Source organism: Xanthomonas sp. NCPPB 3218 (assembly GCF_056725185.1).
The window spans coordinates 1,420,482-1,446,228 of record NZ_CM161516.1; the positions used below are offsets into that span (position 1 = coordinate 1,420,482).

Annotated in this window: 23 protein-coding genes and 1 tRNA gene; 15 read left to right on the forward strand and 9 right to left on the reverse strand. The window is 65.9% G+C overall.

Annotation, left to right across the window (positions count from 1 at the left end; translation table 11 throughout):
- Positions 1–74: 74 nt before the first annotated feature.
- Together AC1PLS_RS06180 and AC1PLS_RS06185 are read right to left on the reverse strand one after the other, a co-directional pair.
- A complete protein-coding gene (locus AC1PLS_RS06180) occupies positions 75–1,304 on the reverse strand; it encodes an endonuclease/exonuclease/phosphatase family protein (RefSeq protein ID WP_240307497.1) in 1,230 nt (409 codons plus the stop codon).
- Positions 1,305–1,356: 52 nt separating this feature from the next.
- Positions 1,357–2,271: an arginyltransferase gene (locus tag AC1PLS_RS06185; protein WP_039519976.1), complete on the reverse strand. Its 915-nt coding sequence runs from the start codon at positions 2,269–2,271 to the stop codon at positions 1,357–1,359.
- Here AC1PLS_RS06185 and AC1PLS_RS06190 point away from each other — a divergent pair.
- Positions 2,162–2,899, forward strand: coding sequence for an EF-hand domain-containing protein (locus tag AC1PLS_RS06190; protein WP_374057716.1), 738 nt, complete (start codon positions 2,162–2,164; stop codon positions 2,897–2,899). The two genes, AC1PLS_RS06185 and AC1PLS_RS06190, sit on opposite strands and share 110 nt — an antisense overlap.
- Positions 2,900–3,085: 186 nt before the next feature.
- On the opposite strand, the gene AC1PLS_RS06195 is transcribed toward AC1PLS_RS06190, so the two are convergent.
- From AC1PLS_RS06195 to AC1PLS_RS06210, 4 genes are all read right to left on the reverse strand, one after another.
- Positions 3,086–4,279, reverse strand: a complete 1,194-nt coding sequence (locus tag AC1PLS_RS06195) for an RNA polymerase sigma factor (RefSeq protein WP_054590907.1) — start codon at positions 4,277–4,279, stop codon at positions 3,086–3,088.
- A 99-nt stretch (positions 4,280–4,378) separates the two neighbouring features.
- Positions 4,379–4,888, reverse strand: a complete 510-nt coding sequence (locus AC1PLS_RS06200) for a putative signal transducing protein (RefSeq protein WP_184431815.1) — start codon at positions 4,886–4,888, stop codon at positions 4,379–4,381.
- 148 nt (positions 4,889–5,036) lie between these two features.
- Positions 5,037–5,951 carry an acyl-CoA thioesterase II gene (gene tesB, locus AC1PLS_RS06205; RefSeq protein WP_016901707.1) on the reverse strand — a complete coding sequence of 305 codons (915 nt, stop codon included), beginning with the start codon at positions 5,949–5,951 and terminating at the stop codon, positions 5,037–5,039.
- Positions 5,952–6,022: 71 nt separating this feature from the next.
- A complete protein-coding gene (locus tag AC1PLS_RS06210) occupies positions 6,023–6,793 on the reverse strand; it encodes an enoyl-CoA hydratase/isomerase family protein (protein ID WP_046342022.1) in 771 nt (256 codons plus the stop codon).
- Positions 6,794–6,846: 53 nt separating this feature from the next.
- On the opposite strand from AC1PLS_RS06210, the gene AC1PLS_RS06215 reads away from it, so the two are divergent.
- A complete protein-coding gene (locus AC1PLS_RS06215; protein ID WP_046342023.1) occupies positions 6,847–7,284 on the forward strand; it encodes a copper chaperone PCu(A)C in 438 nt (145 codons plus the stop codon).
- A 251-nt stretch (positions 7,285–7,535) separates the two neighbouring features.
- On the opposite strand, the gene AC1PLS_RS06220 is transcribed toward AC1PLS_RS06215, so the two are convergent.
- Both AC1PLS_RS06220 and uvrA read right to left on the reverse strand, forming a co-directional pair.
- Positions 7,536–7,943, reverse strand: a complete 408-nt coding sequence (locus tag AC1PLS_RS06220) for an acyl-CoA thioesterase (protein ID WP_024940078.1) — start codon at positions 7,941–7,943, stop codon at positions 7,536–7,538.
- Complete coding sequence (gene uvrA / locus AC1PLS_RS06225; protein WP_024940077.1) at positions 7,943–10,909, reverse strand: excinuclease ABC subunit UvrA; 2,967 nt, start codon at positions 10,907–10,909, stop codon at positions 7,943–7,945. Before uvrA ends, AC1PLS_RS06220 begins: the two co-directional genes overlap by 1 nt.
- 291 nt (positions 10,910–11,200) lie before the next feature.
- Between uvrA and rplU the strand changes: the two genes are divergently transcribed.
- The 3 genes from rplU to obgE all read left to right on the forward strand — a co-directional run bounded on the left by rplU (position 11,201) and on the right by obgE (position 13,076).
- On the forward strand, positions 11,201–11,521 hold the full coding sequence (rplU, locus tag AC1PLS_RS06230; protein WP_481104286.1) for a 50S ribosomal protein L21: 321 nt from the start codon (positions 11,201–11,203) through the stop codon (positions 11,519–11,521).
- Between the two features lie 12 nt (positions 11,522–11,533).
- A complete protein-coding gene (rpmA, locus tag AC1PLS_RS06235) occupies positions 11,534–11,794 on the forward strand; it encodes a 50S ribosomal protein L27 (RefSeq protein WP_003484326.1) in 261 nt (86 codons plus the stop codon).
- A 232-nt stretch (positions 11,795–12,026) separates the two neighbouring features.
- Positions 12,027–13,076 (forward strand): GTPase ObgE, encoded by a 1,050-nt coding sequence (gene obgE, locus AC1PLS_RS06240; RefSeq protein WP_016901714.1) that lies wholly within the window; start codon positions 12,027–12,029, stop codon positions 13,074–13,076.
- A 91-nt stretch (positions 13,077–13,167) separates the two neighbouring features.
- Here obgE and rpsT read toward each other — a convergent pair whose 3' ends face one another.
- Positions 13,168–13,437 (reverse strand): 30S ribosomal protein S20, encoded by a 270-nt coding sequence (gene rpsT / locus AC1PLS_RS06245; RefSeq protein ID WP_002807888.1) that lies wholly within the window; start codon positions 13,435–13,437, stop codon positions 13,168–13,170.
- 116 nt (positions 13,438–13,553) lie between these two features.
- On the opposite strand from rpsT, the gene murJ reads away from it, so the two are divergent.
- The 10 genes from murJ (at position 13,554) to cyoD (ending at position 25,604) form a co-directional block, all read left to right on the forward strand.
- Positions 13,554–15,146 (forward strand): murein biosynthesis integral membrane protein MurJ, encoded by a 1,593-nt coding sequence (murJ, locus tag AC1PLS_RS06250; protein ID WP_184431813.1) that lies wholly within the window; start codon positions 13,554–13,556, stop codon positions 15,144–15,146.
- Between the two features lie 219 nt (positions 15,147–15,365).
- The gene (locus AC1PLS_RS06255) at positions 15,366–16,406 is read left to right on the forward strand and encodes a bifunctional riboflavin kinase/FAD synthetase (RefSeq protein WP_481104287.1); all 1,041 of its coding nucleotides are present in this window, start codon (positions 15,366–15,368) and stop codon (positions 16,404–16,406) included.
- A 6-nt stretch (positions 16,407–16,412) separates the two neighbouring features.
- A complete protein-coding gene (ileS, locus tag AC1PLS_RS06260) occupies positions 16,413–19,244 on the forward strand; it encodes an isoleucine--tRNA ligase (protein ID WP_184431810.1) in 2,832 nt (943 codons plus the stop codon).
- Between the two features lie 320 nt (positions 19,245–19,564).
- The gene (gene lspA / locus AC1PLS_RS06265) at positions 19,565–20,083 is read left to right on the forward strand and encodes a signal peptidase II (protein WP_184431808.1); all 519 of its coding nucleotides are present in this window, start codon (positions 19,565–19,567) and stop codon (positions 20,081–20,083) included.
- 64 nt (positions 20,084–20,147) lie between these two features.
- Positions 20,148–21,098, forward strand: coding sequence for a 4-hydroxy-3-methylbut-2-enyl diphosphate reductase (ispH, locus tag AC1PLS_RS06270; protein WP_102252551.1), 951 nt, complete (start codon positions 20,148–20,150; stop codon positions 21,096–21,098).
- A gap of 176 nt (positions 21,099–21,274) precedes the next feature.
- Positions 21,275–21,350 (forward strand) — tRNA-Thr (locus AC1PLS_RS06275).
- A gap of 357 nt (positions 21,351–21,707) precedes the next feature.
- Complete coding sequence (gene cyoA / locus AC1PLS_RS06280; protein WP_024940071.1) at positions 21,708–22,643, forward strand: ubiquinol oxidase subunit II; 936 nt, start codon at positions 21,708–21,710, stop codon at positions 22,641–22,643.
- Positions 22,643–24,643 (forward strand): cytochrome o ubiquinol oxidase subunit I, encoded by a 2,001-nt coding sequence (gene cyoB, locus AC1PLS_RS06285; protein WP_016901525.1) that lies wholly within the window; start codon positions 22,643–22,645, stop codon positions 24,641–24,643. Before cyoA ends, cyoB begins: the two co-directional genes overlap by 1 nt.
- Positions 24,640–25,269 carry a cytochrome o ubiquinol oxidase subunit III gene (gene cyoC / locus AC1PLS_RS06290; RefSeq protein ID WP_006450194.1) on the forward strand — a complete coding sequence of 210 codons (630 nt, stop codon included), beginning with the start codon at positions 24,640–24,642 and terminating at the stop codon, positions 25,267–25,269. Before cyoB ends, cyoC begins: the two co-directional genes overlap by 4 nt.
- A complete protein-coding gene (cyoD, locus tag AC1PLS_RS06295) occupies positions 25,269–25,604 on the forward strand; it encodes a cytochrome o ubiquinol oxidase subunit IV (RefSeq protein WP_006450195.1) in 336 nt (111 codons plus the stop codon). Before cyoC ends, cyoD begins: the two co-directional genes overlap by 1 nt.
- Positions 25,605–25,747 lie beyond the last annotated feature (143 nt).

Here is a 25,747-nt window from a genome sequence, read left to right on the forward strand (position 1 = left end):
CGGCAACCAGCCGCAATCGCGCCAAGACACAAGCAACCAACCGACGCTTCAAATCCCCAATCCCCAATCCCCAATCACCGCGCCCCAGCCACATCCACCCAAACCGCATGATGATCGCTGCCATCGGCGATCGCCGCTTCCGGCGTGGCGCTGGCGGGCCAGAAGATGCCGCTGCCGACCAAGGTGAACTGGCGCGAAGGCAGCACGTAGTCCAGCCGCATCGTGCCCGCCTGCGGCCCGAAGTCGCCGGTGACCTGGTGCGGGTCGCCCGCATGGGCAATGCCTTGCGCGGCGTATTCGGCGGTTTTTTCCGGGCCGCCTGCACTGTGCGGCGTGGGGTACTGCAGCACCCGCGGGTGCGTGATCAAGGCGCGGATCGCATCGTGCCGGCCGGCGCCGTCGACCGGGTCGTTATTGAGGTCGCCGAGAATGACGAAGCGCGCATCGGCGGGCAGCCCGCCGCAGCGGCCCTGGTCGTCGCACAGCCAGCTGGCGTCCTTGGGATTGTCCAGATACTCGCGCCACAGCCGCAGCTCGTCGTGGTTGCGGGCGACGTTACGCTTCTCGGCGCCATCGAACACCGGCGGGGTGGGGTGCGAGACCAGCGCGTGCACCACACCGAGCGGCGTGCGCACCGGCACGTCCCAATGCGACTTGGACGACAGCCGCAGCTGCGCCCAGATCGCGTCGGGATAGAACGATTGTTTGCTGGACGGGTCGGTCGGGCGCAGCGCACCCGGCAGCGCGCTCCATTTCAGCAACTGGAAACTGCGCACCGCCTGCGTGTCGATCGGGTAGCGCGACAGCACCAGCATGCCGTACTGGCCGGGATGCAATCCGTAACCCCAGGCATCGTTGCCGCGGGTGCGGCCATCGCCACCGACGCTGCCGTTGTTGTCCAGATCCAGGCCGCTCGGCACGCCGGTATTGACCGGGGCCAGGTAGCGATATGGGTAGCGCAACGCTGCGCCGCCGCCCGGCTGGGCGACCTCCAGATAGCGCTGCTGAAACAGATCGGCGGCGCGGTGCTCGGGGTCGAAGTCGAACTCGTTGAGCAGCACCAGATCCGGACGCACCCGCTGCAGCACTGCGGCGATCTTGCGCGCATGCGCGCTGTCGCCCTGCAGTTCGCGCACCAGGCCGCCGGCCTGATCCGAATACAGCGAGGTGTTGTAGGTCGCGATGCGTAGCTGGGCCGGCGCGGAGGCGGCAGTTGCCTTGGCGCTCGTATCCGGAGAGGTCGCCTGATGGGCGCAGGCGGCGCAGAGCGCGGTCAGCGCAAGCAGTAAGAGAGGTCTGATCATCGCGATATTCTCGCATGTGCAAGACGACAGCCCGATGTCGTCCCGGCGGGGTTCACCCTTCCGGTGCAGCGGCAGGAAGCCCGCGCCACTGGCGGCCGTCGTAGGCCTCCAGCGCGCTGAAGCGGCGCTTGTAGTTCATCTTGGCATGGCCGTCGATCCAGTAGCCCAGATACACATGCGCGCGGCGCTCGCGTTGCGCCCACTGGATCTGCTGCAGGATCGCAAAGGTGCCCAGGCTGCGCGCAGTGGCATCCGGTGCGTAGAACGTATAGACCGCCGACAACGCATGCTCGGTGACATCGGTGACCGCAACGGCGAGCAGCCGCCCCGGCGCGTGCGCCACTGCGGGTTCGCGGATTTCCAGGAAGCGTCCATGCGACCACCCACCGATCAGGAACTGGTCGAATTCGGTGGCGCCATGTTCGTCCATGCCGCCGCCGGGATGGCGGTGCTTGAGGTACTGCCTGTACAACGCGAGTTGTTCGTCGGTGCGCTCGGCAGCGACCACGCGCACCACCAGGTCCTGGTTGCGCGCCAGGCAGCGGCGCTGGCTGCGATCGGGCCGGAACGCATCCACCGCGATGCGCACCGGCACGCAGGCGCGGCAACGTTCGCAATGCGGCCGGTAGACCAGATCGCCGGAGCGACGGAATCCCCATGCCAAGGCCTGCGGATAGATCGCACCCAGACGCGGGTCGTGCGGATCCAGCACCAGGTCGCGCGCGCGGCGCTCGGACCAGTAGCCACAGGCATGCTCGCCGGTCTGGAACAGGCGCAGGTCGTCATGGGTGTCGGCGTGGATGGCCATGGCGTCAGGATAGCGCCTGCGCGTCGCAACGGCGGCGACTGTCCGCCGGATGAATACGCCCGGCTGCCGCGTCAACGCGCGCGCCGATGGCTCGTTGATGTGGGTGTTGGTGGCAGCGCACGGTGGATCCGGATGCGCCACCCACGCGATGCGGCCCATGCAGGTGCCGCGTGTGGTTCCCACATTCCAGGAGTTTCTCATGACGTCTCGCAAACCGTTTCTCGCACTGGCCGTGCTGGCTGCCCTGTCCACCGGCGCGGTGTTCGCCGCTCCGCCTGCCGCCGGCGATGCGCCGCGTCCTGCCAAACTCGACAAGAACGGCGATGGCGTGATCGATCGCAGCGAGGCCGCTGCCGACCCCAAGCTGGCCGCACAGTTCGACACGCTGGACACCAACAAGGACGGCAAGCTGTCGCGCGACGAGCGGCCGCATCATCGCGGCCCGGGTCGCGGTGGACGCGGCGAATGGCTGAGCAAGCTCGACACCAACAAGGACGGCCGCATCAGCCGCGAAGAAGCCAAGGCCGACCCCAAGTTCGCCGCGCGCTTCGATGAGATGGACATCAACAAGGACGGCTTTGTCGATCGCGCGGACCGTGAGCTGCGCATGCAGCAGCATCGCGATGCATGGTTTGCCAAGGCCGATACCGACAAGGACGGCAAGTTGAGCAAGGCCGAGTTCGATGCCGCATCCAAGCAGCGCGGCGAGCATGGCCGCTGGGGTCAGGGCGAGCATGGCGATCACGGCAAGCGTCCGATGCCGGCCAAGCCTGCCGCGGGCAACTGAGTTCATCCAGTCGCTTACCCGGTCGCAGTGCTGCGACCGGGGCAGCACTGGCGTCACACGCAGCATGTAAACCGCAACACGCAACAAGGCGCCGATCGACCAACGGCCTCCCGCGCAAGCAGGAGGCCGTTTTTGTTGACTGGAATGGCCGCACTTGCCGCATGCGGCGATGGCGCCACGCCGGGATCAGAGCATCCCCAGCTTCATGTAGTGCCGCACGATGGGCAGCATGACCGCCGCCGTGCTCACCAGCATCGCGGCCGGGCTGAACATGCAGCGATACAGCAGCGGTGCCCGCGTGGTGCCGCGTCGTTGCGCATCGCGTTCCAGCATCGGGCGCATGACGCGTGGCAGCACCCGGATGGATTGGTAGGTGAGCACCGCCATGCCTGCGCCCAGCAGCAGCAATGACGCCCATGCGCCGGCATCCAGGCGTTTGAGCAGCAGCGTGCTGCCCACCACCAGCACCGACGTCAGCGTGGTGATGTGCAGGAAACGACGAATCGCCGCTGCTTCGGCGGCGGTCTGCGCAAAGCGCAGCAGATACCAGCACGACCAGTACGTGCCGACGCCGGCAATCAGCACGGCGCCGGCGGCGAATAGAGACGGCAGGCCGAGCCAGAGGCTTAGCGCACCGGCCGCGCCACCCCCGCCCAATGCCGAGCCGGTCAGCCCGCTCACGCCTAATTTGCCCGCGCCCCCCATGCCCGTCAGCACGATGGCCGCGCTCGCCGTCCCCGGCGCGGCCAGCAGGGTTGCCGAGGTCACCGCGGTGGCAAAGGCCACGCTGGGCGCGCTGCCATGGGCGAACTCGCCGAACCGGCGCAGCAGCTCGCCGCGCACGCTGGCACGTGCCCGCGACAGGCGCTTGCGCACGGCCGCATCGCTCAGCCCGAGCAGCGAGGCAACCTGCCGCGAACTCTGGCCTTCGCGATAAAACAGCAGCAGCGTCTCGCGGCTCTCTTCGGGCAATGCAGAAATGATGTCGAGCGCGGCGATCTCTTCTTCCACCTGCAGCAACTGGTCGGCGGGCGAGGGGGCCGGGTCGGCAGCCATCGCGATCGCCAGGTCCGCCGCTTCGCCGCTGAGCGCGCGATGCCGGTTGGCGCGCAGCCAGTCGCGCGCCAGGTTGCGGGTGATCTGCCGCAGCCACGGCAGGAAACTGGCCGGCTGATGCAATTGCGCCAGCCGCTGCCAGGCGCGCAGGAAGGCTTCCTGGGCGATGTCTTCGCTGGCGGCGATATCGCGGGTGATCGCCAGTGCGATGGCGGTCACCGTGTTCTGGCAGGCGCGCACGATGCGGCCGTAGGCCTGCTGGCAGCCGGCGGCGGCGACCGGCAATTCGCGTTGCAACATCAGGTCCAGCGTGTCGGTGTGCATCGGCGCAATCCATGTCCTGGTCCCAGCATGACGCAGGCGAGCAGCGGATGTGACCAACGTGATGGCGGTGGCGCCTGGCGCAGCGCCGGGTGGCTGCGCTCAGCGCGCCGGCTGGATCCGTACACGCACTTCGTCGTCCTCTGTGGCGGGCAGTGCGGTGGTGGCGGGCGCTGGCTGCGCGGCCGGCGGTGCCACTGGCCTGGCCGCATCCGGGGCATTGCGATGGCGCAGCACCACGAACATGGCGACCGCGCCGATCACCAGCAGCAGCACCAGCCGGATGCGCCAGGCCCAGCTGCGCGCATTGGTGCTCGAGCCGTTTTCGCCGTCGCGGAAGGTGTACTCCACATTCGGCAGATCGCGGCGGGTGGTGTCGAGCAGGCGTGCGTCGCGCAGCAGATCGCGGGCGCGCGGCTGGTCGTCGGCGTGCACGATCCACACCGTGGGGTAGGCCTGGGCGTTGCCCTGTTCGAGATAGCTGAACTGGCCGCTGCGCTTGCTCTCGTAGGAGCGGCCGTTGCTCATGCGCACGTCGATACCGGCGTTGCGCAGGAGATCGGCCACGCCTTCGGCGGTTTCGATACGTTGACTGCTGAAGATCTTGCGCATGCTTAAGGAGTGCCAGCGATTGCCGAGCAGGGCGCGCTGCGAATGCGCTTGCTCGAGCTGAAAGAAAGGAGCGGCAAGGACGTCGATCCAGGCCGGAAAGTGCAGGCGGCCATCAGCATGCCTGCGCGCGACGAACGCGGTGCAGCGATCAACATGGCGAGTCGTTTGCCGGCACCGCGATCGCGCTGCCGTCGGGCACCACGCGGATCAGGCCTTCCTGGGTGGTGCTGGCGACCAGCACGCCATCGCGGGTGAAGAACTGCCCGCGCGCCAGGCCGCGCGAGCCCTGTGCGGTGGGGCTGTCGAGCGAGTACAGCAGCCAGTCGTCGGTGCGGAACGGGCGGTGGAACCACAGCGCGTGATCGAGCGAGGCCATCTGCACATTCGGCGTGTAGTAGCTGATGCCATGCGGAAAGGTGGAGGTGCCCAGCAGCTGAAAATCCGAGGCATAGGCCAGCAAGGCCTGGTGCAGGCCGACGTCGTCGCCGACCGGGTCGCTCAGGCGCAGCCACATCTGCTGGAAGGGCGGGCGCTTGGGCGGCTTGAGTTCGTCGCGCGGAAACACATGGCGAAACTCGAACGGGCCGCCACGCGACAGCCAGCGCTGCACCTTGGCAGGCAGTTTCTCCAGCACCTCCGCCGCCAGCGGCGGGGTGGGTTCGATGTCTTCGGGCGGCGGTACCACCGGCATCGCGGACTGGTGTTCGGCGCCGTCTTCGCGCTGCTGGAACGAGGCCGCGCAGAAGAAGATCACCTTGCCATGCTGGATCGCGGTGACCCGGCGCACCGAAAAACTGCCGCCATCGCGGGTGCGGTCGACGTCGTAGACGATCGGGTGGTCGATATTGCCGGCGCGCAGGAAATAGGCATGCAGGGAGTGCGCCTGGCGGCCGTTGTCCACGGTGGCCTGCGCGGCGGCCAGTGCCTGGCCCAGCACCTGTCCGCCGAACACGTACTTGGTGCCGATGTCGCGGCTCTGGCCGCGGAACAGGTTGTCTTCCAGGCGCTCCAGCGACAGCAGGCTGATCAGTTCGGAGACGACGGGTTCGGCAGTGGCGGACAAGGGGCTGGCCTGGGCGTGCGACGGACCGCGATTATAGCGGGCCGCCCCCTGCGCGCCGTGCGGGAGCGCCTTCAGGCCTTCTGCAGCCGCGCCACCAGGCCGTGCAGGGCGGCCTGCGCATCCGGCGCGTACCAGCCGTCGATGAAGCGCTCCAGCTGGATCAGCTCCGGCGCCAGTGCCGCGCGCAGATCGGCGCGGGCAATCGCGCGCGTGGCCAGCATCGGCTGGCGCGGCAGCTGCTGCAGGTCCTGCAGCCAGGCCACCGCGCGGGCGGTGACCAATTCGCCATCGACCAGTTCGTCGACCAGGCCGATCGTGACCGCCTGCTCGGCCGGCAGCAGCTGCCCGGAGATCAGCAGGCGCTCGGCGCGGTGCGCGCCGACCACGCGGCGCAGCAGGCGCTGGATGCCTTCCGGCGCAGCCAGGCCCACCTGCACCTCGTTCAAGCCGATCGCATACGGTTTGGCGGTATCGGCGCTGCGTGCCATCACCCGGTAGTCGCAGCACAGCGCCAGCACGCAGCCGCCGGCCGGCGCATGCCCGCCGATGGCCGCGACCACCGGCACGCGGCTGTTCGCCAGCGCCTGCGCGGCCTCGAAGAAGGCCGTCCAGCTGGCCAGCAACGCGGCGCGGTCGGTGCCATGCGCCAGCAGGTGCGGCACGTCCATGCCACCGGAAAAGATCCGCTCGCTGCCCGACAGCACGATGCCGTCGGTCTCCTCGCCGGCCTGCTGCACCGCAACGCTCAGGGCCTGGCACAGCGCGCTGTCCAGTGCATTGACCGGCGGGCGCGCCAGACGGATTTCGCGAAGACGGCCATGGTCTAAGATCTGGATGCTCATTCGGGGCTCCTGGAGGTTGGGTCATGATAGACGGCAGTCGAAGCAGGCAGCGCATGTACGCACGCGTGCTCGGTGCATGGGTGATGCTGGCAAGTGCAGGCGCTGGCGCGCAGTGCCTGCCCGAGTTCAAGGGCGGCTGGATCCGCATTCCGCCACCCGGTGGCATGGGCATGGCAGCGGGCTTCGGGCAGTTCCACAATGGCTGTGCGCAGCCGTCGAAGGTCACCGCGGCCAAGAGCAGTGCGTTTGCCGATGTGTCCATCCACGAGACCACGCAAACCAACGGCGTCAGCCGCATGCGCGCGGTGCCGGAGCTGGCATTGCCGGCCGGCAAGTCGGTGCCGCTTGCACCGGGCGGCCTGCATCTGATGCTGATGGAAGCGCGTGCGCCGCTGCAGGAAGGCGCGCAGGTGCCGGTGACCTTTACCTTGCAGGATGGCCGCGAGGTCAAGACCACGCTGCAGGCGCGCAAGCGCGCGCCGGGTTCGTAAACGCGCGCAGTGCGCGGCTGAGCGGAGTCTGGGTCCTGTAGTGTTTGCCGAGCCCACTGCGCGATGTTGCCGATCAAACGCGATGCGTGGTGGCGAGCAGGCTGCCACTTCACTGTGTCGGTCTCGATCACGCGGCCTGTCGGTGGTATCGCGCAGCGGCATGACAGGAGCGCTGCAAACAACAACGGCGGCTCCCGGAAGAGCCGCCGTCGTCTTATGGCGCTGGAGAGCCAACGCGCAACTGGCAAATCTCAGCTGCTGGCGGCGCGTACCGCGTCCGGCAGCGATGCGCTCTTGCCGGTCTGCGTATCGATCCACACCACCACCACGTTGCCATCGGAATACAGCACGCCCTCGTCCTTCTGGTCGAGGATGCGGTGGCCGATGGTGATGCTGCTGCTGCCCAGGCGCTCGACGAACAGTTCCACCAGGATGTCGTTCGGCCATATCAGCGGGCGCTTGTAGTTGACGTTGGTGGCCGCGACCACCGGCGCGATGCGGTCGGTCATCGCCACGCCTTCAACGCCCAGCATCCAGCGCACGCGCGCTTCCTCCAGGTACGAAATGTACTTGGCGTTGTTGACATGGCCCATGCTGTCCATGTCGCGCCAGCGCACGCTGATCGGGATGCGTGCCAACACCTTGTGCTCTTCGCTCATCAGCTTGCCTTCTTCTTTGCGGTTTTCTTGGTGGCGGACTTGGCGACTTTCGCCACCTTCTCCGGTTTGATCTTGCGTGGCGGGCGCGCATCGGGCTTGTTGGCCATGGCCGCCGGCCGGGTCTCGCGCGCCTTCACCGATGGCAGCATCTTGGCCAGGAACTGCCCGGTGTAGGACGCCTTGTGCGCGGCCACATCTTCCGGCGTGCCGGAGACCAGGATGCTGCCGCCGCGATGGCCGCCTTCCGGGCCCAGATCCACGATCCAGTCGGCGGTCTTGATCACGTCCAGATTGTGTTCGATCACCACCACCGTGTTGCCCTCGTCGCGCAGCTTGTGCAGCACGCCGAGCAGCGCTTCGATGTCGTGGAAGTGCAGGCCGGTGGTCGGCTCGTCGAGGATGTACAGGGTGCGTCCGGTATCGCGACGCGACAGCTCCTTGGACAACTTGACGCGTTGCGCCTCGCCGCCGGACAGCGTGGTCGCGCTCTGGCCCAGCTTGATGTAACTCAGGCCCACATCCACCAGCGTTTCCAGCTTGCGCGCGATCGACGGCACCGGCTCGAACAGCCGCAGCGCGTCCTCGACGGTCATCTGCAGCACGTCGCTGATGTTGAAACCCTTGTAGCGGATCTCCAGCGTCTCGCGGTTGTAGCGCTTGCCGTGGCAGACATCGCAGGGCACGTAGACGTCGGGCAGGAAGTGCATCTCCACCTTGATCAGGCCATCGCCCTGGCAGGCCTCGCAGCGGCCGCCGCGCACGTTGAAGCTGAAACGGCCCGGCGAGTAGCCACGTGCGCGCGCTTCCGGCACCTGTGCGAACAACTCGCGCAACGGCGTGAACATGCCGGTGTAGGTGGCTGGATTGGAGCGCGGGGTGCGCCCGATCGGCGACTGGTCGATATCCACGACCTTGTCGAACAGATCCAGATTCTCCACCTCGCGATGCGCGGCCACCGGATGCGAGGCGCCGTTGATCTCGTTGGCCGCCAGCGAGAACAAGGTGTCGTTGATCAGCGTGGACTTGCCCGAGCCGGACACGCCGGTGATGCAGGTCAACAGGCCGGCCGGAATATCCAGGTCGACATTCTTCAGGTTGTTGCCGGTCGCCCCGCGCAGATGCAACATCATCTTCGGGTTGGGCTTGTGGCGCTGCTTGGGAATCTCGATGCGGCGCTTGCCCGACAGGTACTGGCCGGTCAGCGAGCCGGGTGCATCCAGGATGTCCTGCAACGAGCCTTGCGCGCAGATTTCGCCACCGTGCACGCCGGCGCCGGGGCCGATGTCCAGCACGTAATCGGCCAGGCGGATCGCGTCTTCGTCATGCTCGACGACGATCACGGTATTGCCCAGGTCGCGCAGCCGCGTCAGCGTGCCCAGCAGGCGTTCGTTGTCGCGCTGATGCAGGCCGATCGACGGCTCGTCCAGCACATACATCACCCCGACCAGGCCGGCGCCGATCTGGCTGGCCAGCCGGATGCGCTGCGCCTCGCCACCGGACAAGGTATCGGCCTTGCGTTCCAGGGTCAGGTAATCCAGGCCCACATCGACCAGGAAGCCCAGCCGCTCGCCGATCTCCTTGACGATCTTGCTGGCGATCTCGCCACGCCAGCCCGGCAGCGACAAGCCGCGGAAAAAGCTCAGCGCCTCGTTGACCGGCAGCACCACCAGCTCGGGCAGCGGGCGGTCGGCGACGAACACATTGCGCGCGGCACGGTTCAGGCGCGTGCCGTTGCAGGCCGGGCAGGGCTGCTGGCTGACGTACTTGGTCAGCTCCTCGCGCACGGCCGGCGATTCGGTTTCGCGGTAGCGGCGTTCCAGGTTCGGCAGGATGCCCTCGAAGCGGTGCTTGCGCGTGGTGCGCCCGCCCGCATCGGTGAAGTAGGTGAAACTGATCACCTCATCGCCGCTGCCGAACAGCACAGCCTGGCGCACCTTGGCTGGCAGCGTGTTCCACACCGCGTCCACGTCGAACTTGTAGTGCTTGGCCAGCGAGGCGATCAGCTGGAAATAATAGGCATTGCGCCGATCCCAGCCGCGCACCGCGCCGGCCGACAGCGACAGCTCCGGATGCACCACGACGCGATCCGGGTCGAAGAACTCGGCCACGCCCAGGCCATCGCAGCTGGGGCAGGCGCCCACCGGTGCGTTGAACGAAAACAGCCGCGGCTCCAGCTCCGGCAGCGAGTAATCGCAGACCGGGCAGCTGTACTTGGACGAGAACAGGTGCGGGGCCGCGGCCGGGTCGTCCAGCGACTGCACTGCGACCATGCCTTCGCCGAGCTTGAGCGCAGTCTCGAAACTTTCCGCCAGCCGTTGCTTGATGTCTTCGCGTGGACGGAAGCGGTCGATCACCGCCTCGATGGTGTGCTTCTGGCGCAGCGCCAGCGGCGGCACCGCGTCGATCTCGTACAGCTCGCCATCCACGCGCACGCGCACAAAGCCCTGCGCGCGCAGCTGCTCGAACACCTGCGCATGCTCGCCCTTGCGTTCGCGGATCACCGGTGCCAGCAGCATGTAACGCTGCTCCTGGTCCTGCGTGAGCATGTGGTCGACCATCTGGCTGACGGTCTGCGCCTCCAGCGGGAAGCCGTGGTCCGGGCAGCGCGGCTGACCGACCCGCGCGTACAGCAGGCGCAGGTAATCGTAGATCTCGGTGATCGTGCCGACCGTAGAGCGCGGATTGTGCGAGGTCGATTTCTGTTCGATCGAAATCGCCGGGGACAGGCCTTCGATGTGGTCCAGGTCCGGCTTTTCCATCACGCTGAGGAACTGGCGCGCATACGCCGACAGCGACTCGACGTAACGGCGCTGGCCTTCTGCATAGATGGTGTCGAACGCCAACGACGACTTGCCCGAGCCGGACAGGCCGGTGATCACGATCAGTTTGTCGCGAGGCAGGTCGAGGTCGATGTTCTTGAGGTTGTGCGTCCGCGCGCCGCGGATGCGGATGAAATCCATCGCCATGGGGGATCCGATGTCGGGCCGGCGAACCGGCAGTGGTGCGAGCGTGCTCAGCAGGAATGAGTGGCAGTCGATCAGCCTACCCGCCGACCTAGGTGAGGGCAATTGCCCCAAATGCCAGTCTGACCGGGCGCCTGTGGCGGCCGGATGATGCGTTGCACGGGTGGATCGGGCAGGGCCATGGCCGGCTGGCCGGCAGGTTGACCCCAAACCCCGCAAGCCCGTACAATCCCGCTCCTGTCTGCCCTAGGGCACGTCAGTGCGACCATAATAACTACAGAGGAAAACCTGGTCATGTACGCAGTTCTGGTAACCGGCGGTAAGCAATACCGCGTCGCGCAGGGCGAAACGCTCCGCGTGGAAAAGCTCGATATCGAAGCTGGCAACGAGATCAAGTTCGACACCGTCCTGATGCTGGGCGATAGCGATGGCATCAAGCTGGGCGATGCGCTGAAGGGCGCCTCGGTCACCGCCAAGGTCGTGGCCCATGGCCGCGCCGACAAGGTGCGCATCATCAAGTTCCGTCGCCGCAAGCACCACATGAAGCGTCAGGGACACCGTCAGCACTACACCGAAATCGAGATCACCGGCATCGCCGGTGGCGATAAGAAGTAAGGAGAACCAGTCATGGCACACAAAAAAGGCGTAGGTTCCTCGCGCAACGGTCGCGATTCCAACCCGAAGTACCTGGGTGTGAAGATCTTCGGTGGCCAGGCCATCGATGCCGGCAACATCATCGTGCGTCAGCGTGGCACCCAGTTCCATCCGGGCGCCGGCGTCGGCCTCGGCCGTGACCACACCCTGTTCGCGCTGGTCGACGGCAAGGTGGAGTTTTCCACCAAGGGCCCGAAGAAGCGTCGCACCGTCAGCGTGGTTGCCGAGGCGTAATCGCCCGCTCCATGCAGGCCAGTCCGTCAGGCATCGCTGCCTGGCGGACGAGACGGAAAGCCCCGCTTTTGCGGGGTTTTTCGTTTGGCGGCCGGGAGTGGAGAATCGGGATTGGGGATTCGCAACGGCGGATTTCGACAGTCCCGGTACCGCTGCTTCCTGCTGTTTCCGCGGCCGCCTAGCGGCGTCCTGCGGTGGTGTTACCAATCCCAAATTACGAATCCCAAATCTCATGAAGTTAGTCGACGAAGCAGAAATCCTGGTCAGTGCCGGCAATGGCGGCAATGGCTGTGTCGGCTTTCGCCGCGAGAAGTTCATCCCGCTCGGTGGGCCCGATGGCGGCGACGGCGGTAACGGCGGCAGCGTATGGATCGTGGCCGACGAGAACGTCAATACGCTGGTCGACTTCCGGCATGAGCGGACCTTCAAGGCGCAGCGCGGCGAGAACGGCATGGGCCGCCAGGCCTACGGCAAGGGCGGCGAAGACCGCATCATCGTGGTGCCGGTCGGCACCGTGGTGATGAACGTGCAGACCGACGAAGTCATCGGCGACCTGACCCAGCATGGCGATCGCCTGCTGGTGGCCAAGGGCGGCAAGGGCGGCCTGGGCAACATGCATTTCAAGAGCTCGGTCAATCGCGCGCCGCGCCAGTCCACCACCGGTGAAGAGGGCGAGGAGCGGTTGCTCAAGCTGGAGCTGAAGCTGCTGGCCGACGTCGGCTTGCTGGGCTTTCCCAATGCGGGCAAGAGCACCCTGATTCGCGCGGTGTCCTCGGCAACCCCGAAGGTGGCCGATTACCCCTTCACCACCCTGTACCCGAATCTGGGCGTGGTCAGTGTCGAGGCATACCGCAGCTTCGTCATCGCCGACGTGCCGGGCCTGATCGAGGGCGCGGCCGACGGTGCCGGGCTGGGCACACAGTTCCTGCGCCATCTGCAGCGCACCCGTCTGCTGCTGCATCTGGTGGACATTTCGCCAATGGATGGTGGGGTGGAGGCGTCGCCTGTGGATCAGGTGCGCACCATCGAGCGCGAGCTGGAGCGCCACGATCCGGAGTTGCTGAAGAAGCCGCGCTGGCTGGTGCTCAACAAGGCCGACCTGATGTTCGAGGACGAGGCCCGCGCTGCGGCCGAGACGATCGTGGCCGAACTCGGCTGGACCGCGCCGTGGTATCTGGTCTCGGCGCTGGGCCGCGATGGCACCTTCCCGATCATGAAGGACATCATGGCGTTCTTCGACCGTCAGCGCGAGGACGAGCTCGAGGCACGCAATGCCGGCTGAGCGCATGCGCAGGCACACAAAAAACCCGGCCAAGGCCGGGTTTTTCTATGCCACCGCAAGCCAGGCCTGCGGTGATGCCAACCCGGCTCGCTTACGCGGCCTTGATGGCCTTGATGCGAGCGGTCAGGCGGCTCTTGTGACGCGCAGCCTTGTTCTTGTGAATCAGGCCACGGGCGCTGAAACGGTCGAGAATGGGCTGGGCAACGGCGAAAGCAGCTTCGGCGCCTGCAGCATCGTTGGCGTCAAGGGCCTTGATCACCTTCTTGACGGCGGTGCGCAGCATCGAACGCTGGCCCGTGTTGCGCTCATTGCGCACGACGGTCTGCTTGGCGCGCTTCTTGGCGGACTTGATATTGGCCACGGTGGTGGGTTCCTGAAAAATCGGTGTAGTGGAAAAAGCAAGCGGGAAAGTATGATGGGCTTAGTTATGTACGTCAAGTCAGTTGTCAAGAGGGATGCAGCGTGAGCAAGCCCGGCATGTTGAGAGGCCTGCTCTCATTCAGCAGTATGACCATGGTGTCGCGGGTGTTGGGCCTGATCCGCGACCAGGCGATCTCCACCACCTTCGGCGCCAATGCGGTGACCGACGCGTTCTGGGTGGCGTTCCGGATCCCCAATTTCCTGCGTCGGCTGTTTGCCGAGGGCTCGTTCGCCACCGCCTTCGTGCCGGTGTTCACCGAGGTCAAGGAGACCCGCCCGCATACCGACCTGCGCGAGCTGATGTCGCGGGTGTCCGGCACGCTCGGCGGCATGTTGCTGCTGATCACCGCGCTGGGGCTGATCTTCACCCCGCAGCTGGCGTCGGTGTTTTCCGATGGCGCGGCCACCGATCCGGATAAATACGGCCTGCTGGTCGATTTGTTGCGGCTGACGTTTCCGTTTCTGTTGTTCGTCTCGTTGACCGCGCTGGCGGGCGGGGCGCTCAACAGCTTCCAGCGGTTTGCGATTCCGGCGCTGACGCCGGTGATCCTCAACCTGTGCATGATCGCCGGCGCGCTGTGGCTGGCGCCGCGGCTGGACGTGCCGATCCTGGCGCTGGGCTGGGCGGTGCTGGTGGCCGGGGCGCTGCAGTTGCTGTTTCAGCTGCCGGCCCTGAAGGGCATCGACCTGCTGACGCTGCCGCGCTGGGGCTGGACGCACCCGGATGTGCGCAAGGTGCTGACCCTGATGATTCCGACCCTGTTCGGTTCGTCGATCGCGCAGATCAACCTGATGCTGGACACGGTAATCGCCGCGCGGCTGGCCGACGGCTCGCAGTCGTGGCTGTCGCTGGCCGACCGGTTCCTGGAACTGCCGCTGGGGGTGTTCGGGGTGGCGCTGGGCACGGTGATCCTGCCGGCGCTGGCGCGCCATCACGTCAAGACCGACCGCAGCGCGTTCTCCGGCGCGCTGGACTGGGGGTTCCGCACCACGCTGCTGATCGCGATGCCGGCGATGCTCGGCCTGCTGCTGCTGGCCGAGCCGCTGGTGGCGACCCTGTTCCAGTACCGCCAGTTCACCGCCTTCGATACGCGCATGACCGCGATGTCGGTCTACGGCCTGAGCTTCGGCCTGCCGGCGTACGCCATGCTCAAGGTGTTGTTGCCGGCCTTCTACGCCCGTCAGGACACCCGCACCCCGGTGCGTGCCGGTGTGGCGGCGTTGATCGCCAACATGGTGTTCAACTTCGCGTTGCTGGCGGTGGTCTACCAGATCATGGTGCCGCCCGAGCTCAAGGCGCAGGGCGTGATGCAGGCGCTGGGCAAGCAGCCGGGCCTGCATCTGGCGCTGGGCATCGCCAGCGCACTGTCCAGTTATCTCAACCTGGCTTTGCTGTGGTACTGGCTGGGCAAGTCCGGCGTGTACCAGCGCCGGCCGGGTTGGGCTGGCTATGCGCTGCGCCTGCTGCTGGCATGCGCGGCGATGGTGGCGGTGCTGTTGGGCCTGCTGTGGTGGCTGCCATCGTTCACCGTGATGGACAAGTGGGATCGCATCGGCTGGCTGGCTGTGCTGGTCGGCAGCGGTGGGGCGACCTACCTGGTGGCGCAAGTGGCGCTGGGATTGCGGCCGCGGCATCTGCGCGAGGGCTAGTCGTCCGCCGAGCTGGCCGAGCGGGTGCGGAGCCAGCCGTCATGCACGGTGGGTGGGGCCGGTCCCGGGCCGGGAAGGCGCGCAATCGTCTGCCCGCCTCCGGGACGCGGCGGCACAGGCCCGGGGCCGCGCCCATGCGGATTGACAGGCACGGCTATACTTGCGGGTTATGCATCAACGAGGGTCGGCCGGCAGGCCGGCATCTGTTTGGATCGAGGAATGAGCAGGCTGTTTAGAGACGTCGAGGGCGGGACGCTGTTCCCGCACGGAAGCGTGGTCTGCATCGGCGCCTTCGATGGCCTGCACCTGGGGCATCGGGCATTGGTGCAGCACGCAGTCGCGCGCGCGCGCGCGCTGGGGGTGCCCGCGGTGGCGGTGAGCTTCGAGCCGCTGCCGCGCGAGTTTTTCGCCCCGGCCGCGCCGCCGCCACGGCTGACCCTGGCCCGCGCCAAGATCGAAGGGCTGCACGGCTTCGGTGCCGACAGCGTGGGCATGATCCGTTTCGATGGTCGCCTGTCGGCGATGAGTGCCGAAGACTTCGTGCGCCTGGCCCTGGTCGGCCGTCTGCGCGCCAAAGAGGTCTGGATCGGTCCGGAGTTCCGTTTCGGCCATCGGCGTGGCGGCGATATCGGCCTGCTGCGCTCGCTTGGTGCGCACTACGGCTTTGCAGCGGGCGAAATCGCGCCGGTGCACCTGCACGGCGAGCGCATCTCGGCCACGCGCATCCGAGAGCTGCTGGGCGCGGGCGAGTTCGCGCACGCCGGGCAATTGCTTGGCCGTCCGTATGCCATCGGCGGGCGGGTAGTGCGCGGCAAGCAGCTTGGCCGCACCCTCGGCTATCCCACCGCCAATCTGCGTTTCCCGCGCACGCCGGCGCTGTCGGGCATTTGCGCGACCTGGGTGCATGGCGTAGCCGAGCGGCCGTGGCCGTCGGTCTCGAGCTTTGGCACGCGCCCGACCGTGGCCGGCGTGGAACCGCTGCTGGAAGCGCATCTGTTCGATTTTCAGGGCGACCTGTATGGCCGGCATATCGAGGTCGAATTCGTCGCCAAGCTGCGCGACGAAGAGAAGTTCGACGGCCTGGACGCGCTGACGGTGCAGATGCATCGTGATGCCGAGCAGGCGCGTGCGGTGTTGGACAGGCACGCAGTTTCTGCAACACATGCGAGTTCCTCGCAACAGCCCGCCTATGATGCGAGTCCCTCGCAAGAGCCCGCACATCCATGTGCGGACTTATTAAAAAATCCAGCGCAACGGTAGAGACCTGTGACCCAAGACTACAAAGCCACTCTCCATCTGCCCGCGACGGAATTCCCGATGCGTGGCGACCTGCCCAAGCGCGAGCCGGCGATGCTGGACCGCTGGGAGCGCGAGGGGCTGTACGCGCAACTGCGCGCCAATGCGGCAGGGCGCCCGCTGTTCGTGCTGCACGACGGCCCGCCGTATGCCAATGGCCAGATCCATCTGGGCCATGCGGTCAACAAGATCCTCAAGGACATCATCGTCAAGTCGAAGTACCTGGCTGGCTTCGATGCGCCCTACATCCCGGGCTGGGATTGCCACGGCCTGCCGATCGAGATCGCGATCGAGAAAAAGTACGGCAAGGTCGGCGTCAAGCTCGATGCAGCCGAGTTCCGCCAGAAGTGCCGCGAGTACGCCACCGAGCAGATCGATCTGCAGCGCCGCGATTTCAAGCGCCTGGGCGTGATCGGCGATTGGGACAACCCGTACAAGACGCTGGATTTCCGCTTCGAAGCCAACGAGATCCGCGCGCTGGCCAAGGTGGTCGACAACGGCCACCTGACCCGTGGCGTGAAGCCGGTGCACTGGTGTTTCGATTGCGGCTCGGCGCTGGCCGAAGCCGAGATCGAATACGCCGACAAGGTGTCGCCGACGGTGGATATCGCCTATCCGGCGCGTGATCCGGCGGCTGTCGCTGCCGCGTTCGGCGCCAGCCTGCCGGCGAGCGTGGGCGTGGCGGTGCCGATCTGGACCACCACGCCGTGGACGCTGCCGGCGTCGCTGGCGGTGAGCCTGGGCGCGGAACTGGACTACGTGCTGGTCGAAGGCCCGGCCGATCGCGGCCAGCCGCGCTGGTTGGTGGTGGCCGAGGCCCTGGCCGGCAAGGCGCTGTCGCGCTATGGCGTGGACACGGTGGTGGTGCACGGCCATGCCAAGGGCGCGGCGCTGGAGCGGATGCTGCTGAACCACCCGTTCTATGCCGAGCGCGAGATTCCGCTGCTGCTGGGCGACCACGTGTCGGCCGAGGACGGTACCGGCGCGGTGCATACCGCACCGGGCCATGGCCAGGAGGACTACCAGGTCTCCAAGCAGTACGGCCTGCTCGAGCGTTACGGCGCGGCGCAGATCAACCCGGTGGACGGGCGCGGCGTGTACCTGCCGTCGACGCCGCCGCTGGGCGACACTGTCTTGGCCGGGCTGCACATCTGGAAAGCCAACGACATCATCATCGAGGCGCTGCGCGATACCGGCGTGTTGCTGGCGGCCAGCAAGATGGAGCACAGCTATCCGCATTGCTGGCGGCACAAGACGCCGATCGCGTTCCGTGCCACGCCGCAGTGGTTCATCTCGATGGAGCAGGCCAACCTGCGCGCCGATGCGCTCAAGGCCATCGACAACGTGCACTGGTATCCGTCCTGGGGCCAGGCGCGTATCGCCGGCATGGTCGATGGACGTCCGGACTGGACCATCTCGCGCCAGCGCACCTGGGGTGTGCCGATCGCCTTGTTCGTGCATCGCGAAACCGGCGAGCCGCATCCGCGCAGCACCGAGTTGCTGCGCCAGGTCGCCGACCGGGTGGAACTGGGCGGCGTGGACGTGTGGTACACGCTGGATGCGGCCGAACTGCTGGGCGACGAGGCGGCCGATTACGACAAGATCACCGACATCCTGGATGTGTGGTTCGACTCCGGCGTGACCCACGAGGCGGTGCTGGTGGACCGCGGCCTGCCCAAGCCGGCCGACCTGTACCTGGAAGGCTCCGACCAGCACCGTGGCTGGTTCCAGTCCTCGCTGCTGACCGGCGTGGCGATGGACAAGGCGGCGCCGTACAAGCAGTGCCTGACCCACGGCTTCACCGTGGACGAGCACGGCCGCAAGATGTCCAAGTCGTTGGGCAACGGCATCGAGCCGCAGGACATCATGAAGACCCTGGGCGCGGACATCCTGCGCCTGTGGATCGCCTCGGCCGATTACAGCAACGAGATGTCGCTGTCGCAGGAGATCCTCAAGCGCAACGCCGATGCGTATCGCCGCCTGCGCAATACCGCGCGCTTTTTGCTCGGTAACCTGCATGGCTTCGATCCGCTGCAGCACCTGGTGGCGCTGGACGACATGGTGCTGCTGGACCGCTGGATCGTGCACCGCTCGCACGAATTGCAGGAAAAGATCGTTGCCGCGTATGCGCGCTACGACTTTGCCGAAATCGTGCAGGCGCTGCTGAATTTCTGCAGCGTCGACCTGGGCTCGCTGTATCTGGACGTGACCAAGGACCGCCTGTACACGATGGCCGAGGATGCACGCGGCCGCCGCTCGGCGCAGAGCGCGATGTATCACGTGGCCGAGGCGTTCGTGCGCTGGATCGCGCCGGTGCTGAGCTTCACTGCCGAGGAACTGTGGGGCTACCTGCCGGGCAAGCGGGTCGACAACGTGTTGTTCGCCACCTGGTACGACGGCCTGGCGCCGTTGCCGGCCGACGCCGCGCTGAGCAGTGCCGATGTCGACAGGCTGCTGGCCTTGCGCGAGCAGGTGGCCAAGGTGCTGGAGCCGATGCGTGCCAACGGGGCGATCGGCGCGGCGCTGGAAGCGGAGATCACGGTGGCCGCCGATGCGCAGACCGCCGCGCGCTGGCAGCCGCTGGCCGACGAGCTGCGCTTCCTGTTCATCAGTGGCGATGTGACCGTGACCGCGGCCAGCACCGACGACATCTTCGTCAGCGCGCAGCCGACCAGCAAGGCCAAGTGCGTGCGTTGCTGGCACCACCAGGCCAGCGTGGGCAGCGATCCGCGTCACCCGGAACTGTGCAGCCGCTGCGTCAGCAATATCGAAGGCCCCGGCGAGCAACGCCGCTGGTTCTGACGGTGTTGCGTGAAGGCGCGTGGCGGGCAGGTCCTGCCACGCGTTGTCGAGACCCCGTACGGGCTGCGTGCGCCTCTATCGCGGCATCATGGGCAGGCGCTGGTGCCGGATGACGAGTGCCTCGGCGCTGCACGCACGCCCTTGCTGAAGCGTGGCGCATGCGGCACGGCGGGGCAGGGGAGCCGGCTCCGGTGCCCATGCCATCCTTGCCTGCCTGTCATCCCGCTTTCGTCAGCTTCATCTGCCACCGCCATCACCTATCGCCATCCAGGCATCTTCTCCGACGTCGGAGAAGTCACCACCAACTGCGACCTTTCGACATGAGTCAACGCCCCAAACCCTCCGCCCTGATCTGGTTGCTGCTGTCGGCACTCGTGGTGGGGCTGGACCAGTGGAGCAAGGCCTGGGTGCTGTCCAGCCTGCCCGAATACACCCCGGTGCCGGTGATCGACGGCTTCTGGAACTGGTACCGCACCTACAACACCGGCGCGGCCTTCAGCTTCCTGAGCGATGCCGGCGGCTGGCAGCTGTGGTTCTTCACCGCGTTGGCGGTGGGCATCAGCGGCCTGCTGGCGTTCTGGCTGTCGCGCACCGCGCGTGGGCATTGGCGCAGCGCGCTGCCGTATGCGCTGGTGATCGGCGGGGCGATCGGCAACGTGATCGACCGCCTGATGCACGGCCACGTGGTCGATTTCATCCAGTGGTACATCGGCACCCATACCTGGCCGGCGTTCAACATCGCCGACTCGGCGATCGTGGGCGGCGCCATCGGGATTGCGGTATTCGGTCTGTTCGACACGGCCGGCAAGCAGAAGTCGGAAATCGGGAATCGACGCTGAAGTCGCGGCGCACCGGCGCCGCCCGGTCCCATCCTCCAGTCCCCATTCCCGTAGAATGCCCGCCATGGATGTCCTGCTCGCCAATCCCCGTGGTTTCTGTGCCGGCGTCGACCGTGCGATCGAGATCGTCAAGCGTGCGATCGAAACGCTGGGCGCGCCGATCTATGTGCGCCATGAAGTGGTGCACAACCGTTTCGTGGTCGACGACCTCAAACAGCGCGGCGCGGTCTTCGTCGAGGAACTGGACGAGGTGCCCGACAACGCCACGGTGATCTTCAGCGCACACGGCGTCTCGCAGGCGGTGCGTCAGGAGGCCGAGCGCCGCGGGCTCAAGGTGTTCGACGCGACCTGCCCGCTGGTGACCAAGGTGCATTTCGAGGTGGCGCGGCATTGCCGCGCTGGCCGCGACGTGGTGCTGATCGGCCACGCCGGGCATCCGGAAGTGGAAGGCACCATGGGGCAGTGGAGCCGCGAACGCGGCCCGGGCACGATCTATCTGGTCGAGGATATCGAACAGGTCGCCACGCTGCAGATCCGCCAGCCGGAGAACCTTGCCTACACCACCCAGACCACGCTGTCGGTGGACGACACCATGGGCATCATCGAGGCCCTGCGTGCGCGCTACCCGGCGATGCAGGGGCCGCGCCACGACGACATCTGCTACGCCACCCAGAACCGCCAGGATGCGGTGCGCGATCTGGCGCGCCAATGCGATCTGGTGCTGGTGGTCGGGTCGCCCAACAGCTCTAATTCCAATCGTCTCAGCGAGCTGGCCCGGCGCGACGGGGTGGAGTCCTACCTGATCGACAACGCCGGCGAGATCGACCCGGCCTGGATCGTCGGCAAGCAGCACATCGGCCTGACCGCCGGCGCCTCCGCACCCCAGGTGCTGGTCGATGGCGTGCTGGCGCGGTTGCGCGAGCTGGGGGCCGAAAGTGTGTCCGAGCTGGAGGGCGAGCCGGAATCGATGGTGTTCGCGCTGCCCAAGGAACTGCGGTTGCGTCTGGTCAGCTGACGCCGGGCACGCCGGACTGGCTGAGCCGGCGTCGACTGCCTGCAGCAAGTTGGTGTGCCTCACCGCTGCAGGTGGCCATATCGGCCAGCCACAGCCCGCGTCCGGCGCCGGACATGCCGTCCTCCGCCTGGTGGCGATTGACCCGGCACCGGCTCCGCTCCTACAATTCACGGCTCGCCGGAATAGCTCAGTTGGTAGAGCGGCGCATTCGTAATGCGTAGGTCGTAGGTTCGATTCCTATTTCCGGCACCATCGCTTCAGTACTGGGTCGACCATTGGTCGGCCCAGTTGCGTTTTGGGCCGATCACGCACATCCCGGCACTGCGCCGCCATATACGCCGCACATCACACAGGCCGCAATCGATGGCCGCAACCGCATCTTTTCCGCCCTGCGCAGCGCTGCGACAACATGTCGCACAGTTTTGCGCGCATTAATTGCGGCAGATCATTGCCGATGGGTTTCGTGCAGGTGCAGCAAAGTCTAAAATCAGGGAGCTAACTCGTGTCTTCGGTCTGCGTGGCTGCCTTCCCCCGGGAAGCGCGCCGTCAGGACGAGTCCACATGGATACGACGAACGAGGCTGGCGTTCCTTCGCACTTGGATCGACCGATGATTCCGTTGAAACATCTCGGGCGTGTACTTCGTCCAGGCCTGATGCTGCCGTTCCTGCTGTTGGCAGGCTGCAACTCGGCCATTCTCAATCCGAAAGGCCAGATCGGCCACGACGAGAAGCAGCTGCTGATCACCTCGGTCGTGCTGATGCTGATCGTGGTCATCCCGGTGATCGTGATGACGATTGCGTTCGCGTGGAAATACCGCGCGTCCAACACGAAGGCGCGCTACGAGCCGGACTGGTCGCACTCCACCGCCATCGAAGTGGTGGTGTGGTCGATCCCGTGCGTGATCATCCTGGTGCTGGCGGTGCTGACCTGGCGCTCCTCGCATGCGCTGGACCCGTACCGGCCGCTGGATTCGGACGTCAAGCCGATCACCATCGAAGCGGTGTCGCTGGACTGGAAGTGGATGTTCATCTATCCGGACCAGAACATCGCCACGGTCAACGAGATCGCGTTCCCGGTGCATACGCCGCTGAACTTCAAGATCACCTCCGATACGGTGATGAACTCGTTCTTCATCCCGCACCTGGGCACGATGATCTACGCGATGGCCGGCATGGAAACCAAGCTGCACCTGGTGGCCAACGAGCCGGGCGAATACTTCGGCCTGTCGACCAACTACAGCGGTCACGGCTTCTCGAAGATGAGCTTCAAGGCGCATGCGGTCGATCAGGCCGGCTTCGATGCGTGGGTGGCCAAGGTCAAGGCATCGCCGACCGCGTTGAACGCCGCCGAGTACCAGGTGCTGGCCGCCAATCGCAACGACAAGGAACAGTATCCGGTCACCTACTACTCGTCGGTGCAGGACGGCATGTTCCGCTCGCTCGTCGACAAATACATGAATGGTCCGGGCCATAACAAAGGCCATGGCGACCATCAGGCAGCGGCTGCAGAGCCGGTTGCCATGTGCACTTCTGGAGACAAGTGATGCTAGGCAAACTTACGATCGAGGCGGTTCCGTACCACGAGCCGATCATCATGGTCGCACTCGGTGGTGCTGGCCTGCTCGGCCTGCTCATCGCGGGCGCCATCACCAAGTACAAGCTGTGGGGCTACCTGTGGAACGAGTGGTTCACCTCGGTGGATCACAAGCGCATCGGTGTGATGTACATCATCGTGGCGCTGGTCATGTTGCTGCGCGGCTTCGCCGATGCGGCGATGATGCGCACCCAGCAGGCGCTGGCGGGTAACGGCGGCGAAGGTGTGCTGCCGCCGCACCACTACGACCAGATCTTCACCGCGCACGGCGTGATCATGATCTTCTTCATGGCCATGCCGTTCATGACTGGCCTGTTGAACCTGATCGTGCCGCTGCAGATCGGCGCACGCGACGTGGCGTTCCCGTTCCTGAACTCGCTGAGCTTCTGGCTGTTCGTGGCCGGTGCGGCGCTGATCAACATCTCGCTGGGTGTCGGCGAATTCGCGCAGACCGGCTGGCTGGCCTACCCGCCGTTGTCGGGGCTGGAATACAGTCCGGGCGTAGGTGTCGACTACTACATCTGGGCGTTGCAGGTCTCAGGCCTGGGCACCCTGTTGACCGGCATCAACTTCTTCGTGACGATCATGCGGATGCGCGCACCGGGCATGACCCTGATGCGCATGCCGATCTTCACCTGGACCGCGCTGATCACCAACATCCTGATCATCGCCGCATTCCCGATCCTGACCGTGGCGCTGGCGCTGCTGGGTGCCGACCGTTACCTGGGCACGCACTTCTTCACCAACGACGGTGGCGGCAACGCCATGATGTACGTCAACCTGATCTGGATCTGGGGTCACCCGGAAGTCTATATCCTGATCCTGCCGGCGTTCGGCATCTTCTCCGAGCTGATCGCGACCTACAGCCGCAAGCGCCTGTTCGGCTACACCTCGATGGTCTACGCCACCTCGTGCATCGGCGTGCTGTCGTTCGTGGTGTGGTTGCATCACTTCTTCACCATGGGCTCGGGTGCCAACGTCAATGCCTTCTTCGGCATCACGACGATGATCATCTCGATCCCGACCGGCGTGAAGATCTTCAACTGGCTGTTCACCATGTTCCGCGGTCGTGTGCACATGACCTCGCCGGTGCTGTGGACGATCGGCTTCATCATCACCTTCACCATCGGCGGCATGACCGGCGTGATGCTGGCGATTCCGGCCGTGGACTTCGTGCTGCACAACAGCCTGTTCCTGATCGCGCACTTCCATAACGTGATCATCGGCGGCGTGGTGTTCGGCTACCTGGCCGGCCTGACCTACTGGTTCCCGAAGGCGTTCGGCTTCAAGCTCAACGAGAAGATCGGTAAGGCCTCGTTCTGGTGCTGGATCATCGGCTTCTTCGTGGCCTTCATGCCGCTGTACGTGCTCGGCTTCATGGGCATGACCCGTCGCATGAACACCTACAACCACCCCGAGTGGGCGCCGTGGCTGTACGTCGCTGCGGCCGGTGCTGCGATCATCGGCCTGGGTATCTTCCTGAACCTGGTGCAGATCGGTTACAGCGTGTGGAAGCGCAAGGAGCACATGGACTACACGGGCGATCCGTGGGATGGCCGTACGCTGGAGTGGGCCACCTCTTCGCCGCCGCCGTTCTACAACTTCGCCGTGCTGCCGCACATCGACGACCGCGATCAGTTCTGGGCCGACAAGCAAAACGGCAAGGGCTGGGTGCGTCCGTCCAAGTACGAGGCGATCCACATGCCGCGCAACACCGGGGCAGGTGTGTATATCGGTGCCTTCAGCGTGCTGATGGGCTTCGGTCTGATCTGGCACATCTGGTGGCTGGCCATCATCGGCCTGGTCGGCATGATCGGCAGCTTCATCGCGCGCACCTTCGATGACGACATCGATTACTGGGTGCCGGCCGACGAAGTGGAGCGCATCGAAAACGCGCGCTTTGCCCTGCTCGAACAGCAACATGCGGCGCAGGCCGCGAAGGTGGTATGACCATGTCTTCCTCGACCACGCTTGACCACGCCGCCCACGCGGGCGGCCACGACGACCACGAACATCACGACGCCGGTGGCAACACCGTCTTCGGGTTCTGGGTCTACCTGATGAGCGACTGCCTGCTGTTCGCCGGCCTGTTCGCCACCTATGCGGTGCTCTCGGGCGCCACGGTGGACGGACCGACCGCCAAGGAGCTGTTCGACCTGAAGTTCGTGCTGGTGGAAACCTTCCTGCTGTTGTTCAGCAGCCTGAGCTTCGGCGTTGCGATGATCTCCGCGCACAAGCGCAGCATGACCGGGCTGTACGCCTGGCTGGGCGTCACCGCACTGCTGGGTATCGGCTTCCTGTGCATGGAAGTGTGGGAGTTCAACCACCTGATCCATGAAGGGGCGGGTCCGGGGCGCAGCGCGTTCCTGTCGGCCTTCTTCACCCTGGTGGGCACGCACGGCCTGCACGTGGCCTCCGGTCTGTTGTGGATGGCAGTGCTGGTGATCCAGATCTCCAAGAACGGCCTGACCCCGCGCAACAGCACGCGTCTGGCCTGCCTGAGCCTGTTCTGGCATTTCCTGGACATCATCTGGATCGGTGTGTTCACCGTCGTCTACCTGCTGGGAGCGCTGTAATGGCCAATCACCACGCGCATGAAACCGCTGCCGACGCACATGCCGGCGGCCTGAAGTCCTACCTGATCGGCTTTGTGATGGCCGTGATCCTCACCGTCATCCCGTTTGCGATGGTGATGAGCGGGGCGTTCTCCAAGGGCGTCACCGTTATCGTGATCTCGCTGATGGCGGCGGTGCAGATGCTGGTGCACATGGTGTACTTCCTGCATATGGATCGCTCGCCCGAGCAGCGCTCTAACGTGCAGGTGGGCCTGTTCTCGCTGCTGATCATCGGCATCGTGATCGTCGGCTCGCTGTGGGTGCTGCACAACATGAACGTCAACATGATGCATTGAGACGGCGCTGTGCCGGATCACGGCACGCCGGATCCAAGCATGCTGGACAAAAAGCCGCCGGGTCACCGGCGGTTTTTTTGTGTGTGAATCGCTGCGCAGCATGACCTATGGCATACGGGGAAGCGCGGGCAGGCGCTTAGCAT

Excerpts from the sequence above, each read along its gene's own strand:
- AC1PLS_RS06180 (WP_240307497.1), bottom strand. The coding sequence starts at position 1,304 with ATGATCAGACCTCTCTTACTGCTTGCGCTGACCGCGCTCTGCGCCGCC.
- AC1PLS_RS06190 (WP_374057716.1), top strand. The coding sequence starts at position 2,162 with ATGAATACGCCCGGCTGCCGCGTCAACGCGCGCGCCGATGGCTCGTTG.
- AC1PLS_RS06185 (WP_039519976.1), bottom strand. The coding sequence starts at position 2,271 with ATGGGCCGCATCGCGTGGGTGGCGCATCCGGATCCACCGTGCGCTGCC.
- AC1PLS_RS06195 (WP_054590907.1), bottom strand. The coding sequence starts at position 4,279 with ATGCACACCGACACGCTGGACCTGATGTTGCAACGCGAATTGCCGGTC.
- AC1PLS_RS06200 (WP_184431815.1), bottom strand. The coding sequence starts at position 4,888 with ATGCGCAAGATCTTCAGCAGTCAACGTATCGAAACCGCCGAAGGCGTG.
- AC1PLS_RS06210 (WP_046342022.1), bottom strand. The coding sequence starts at position 6,793 with ATGAGCATCCAGATCTTAGACCATGGCCGTCTTCGCGAAATCCGTCTG.
- AC1PLS_RS06215 (WP_046342023.1), top strand. The coding sequence starts at position 6,847 with ATGTACGCACGCGTGCTCGGTGCATGGGTGATGCTGGCAAGTGCAGGC.
- AC1PLS_RS06220 (WP_024940078.1), bottom strand. The coding sequence starts at position 7,943 with ATGAGCGAAGAGCACAAGGTGTTGGCACGCATCCCGATCAGCGTGCGC.
- uvrA (WP_024940077.1), bottom strand. The coding sequence starts at position 10,909 with ATGGCGATGGATTTCATCCGCATCCGCGGCGCGCGGACGCACAACCTC.
- rplU (WP_481104286.1), top strand. The coding sequence starts at position 11,201 with ATGTACGCAGTTCTGGTAACCGGCGGTAAGCAATACCGCGTCGCGCAG.
- rpmA (WP_003484326.1), top strand. The coding sequence starts at position 11,534 with ATGGCACACAAAAAAGGCGTAGGTTCCTCGCGCAACGGTCGCGATTCC.
- obgE (WP_016901714.1), top strand. The coding sequence starts at position 12,027 with ATGAAGTTAGTCGACGAAGCAGAAATCCTGGTCAGTGCCGGCAATGGC.
- murJ (WP_184431813.1), top strand. The coding sequence starts at position 13,554 with ATGTTGAGAGGCCTGCTCTCATTCAGCAGTATGACCATGGTGTCGCGG.
- AC1PLS_RS06255 (WP_481104287.1), top strand. The coding sequence starts at position 15,366 with ATGAGCAGGCTGTTTAGAGACGTCGAGGGCGGGACGCTGTTCCCGCAC.
- lspA (WP_184431808.1), top strand. The coding sequence starts at position 19,565 with ATGAGTCAACGCCCCAAACCCTCCGCCCTGATCTGGTTGCTGCTGTCG.
- ispH (WP_102252551.1), top strand. The coding sequence starts at position 20,148 with ATGGATGTCCTGCTCGCCAATCCCCGTGGTTTCTGTGCCGGCGTCGAC.
- cyoA (WP_024940071.1), top strand. The coding sequence starts at position 21,708 with ATGATTCCGTTGAAACATCTCGGGCGTGTACTTCGTCCAGGCCTGATG.
- cyoB (WP_016901525.1), top strand. The coding sequence starts at position 22,643 with ATGCTAGGCAAACTTACGATCGAGGCGGTTCCGTACCACGAGCCGATC.
- cyoC (WP_006450194.1), top strand. The coding sequence starts at position 24,640 with ATGACCATGTCTTCCTCGACCACGCTTGACCACGCCGCCCACGCGGGC.
- cyoD (WP_006450195.1), top strand. The coding sequence starts at position 25,269 with ATGGCCAATCACCACGCGCATGAAACCGCTGCCGACGCACATGCCGGC.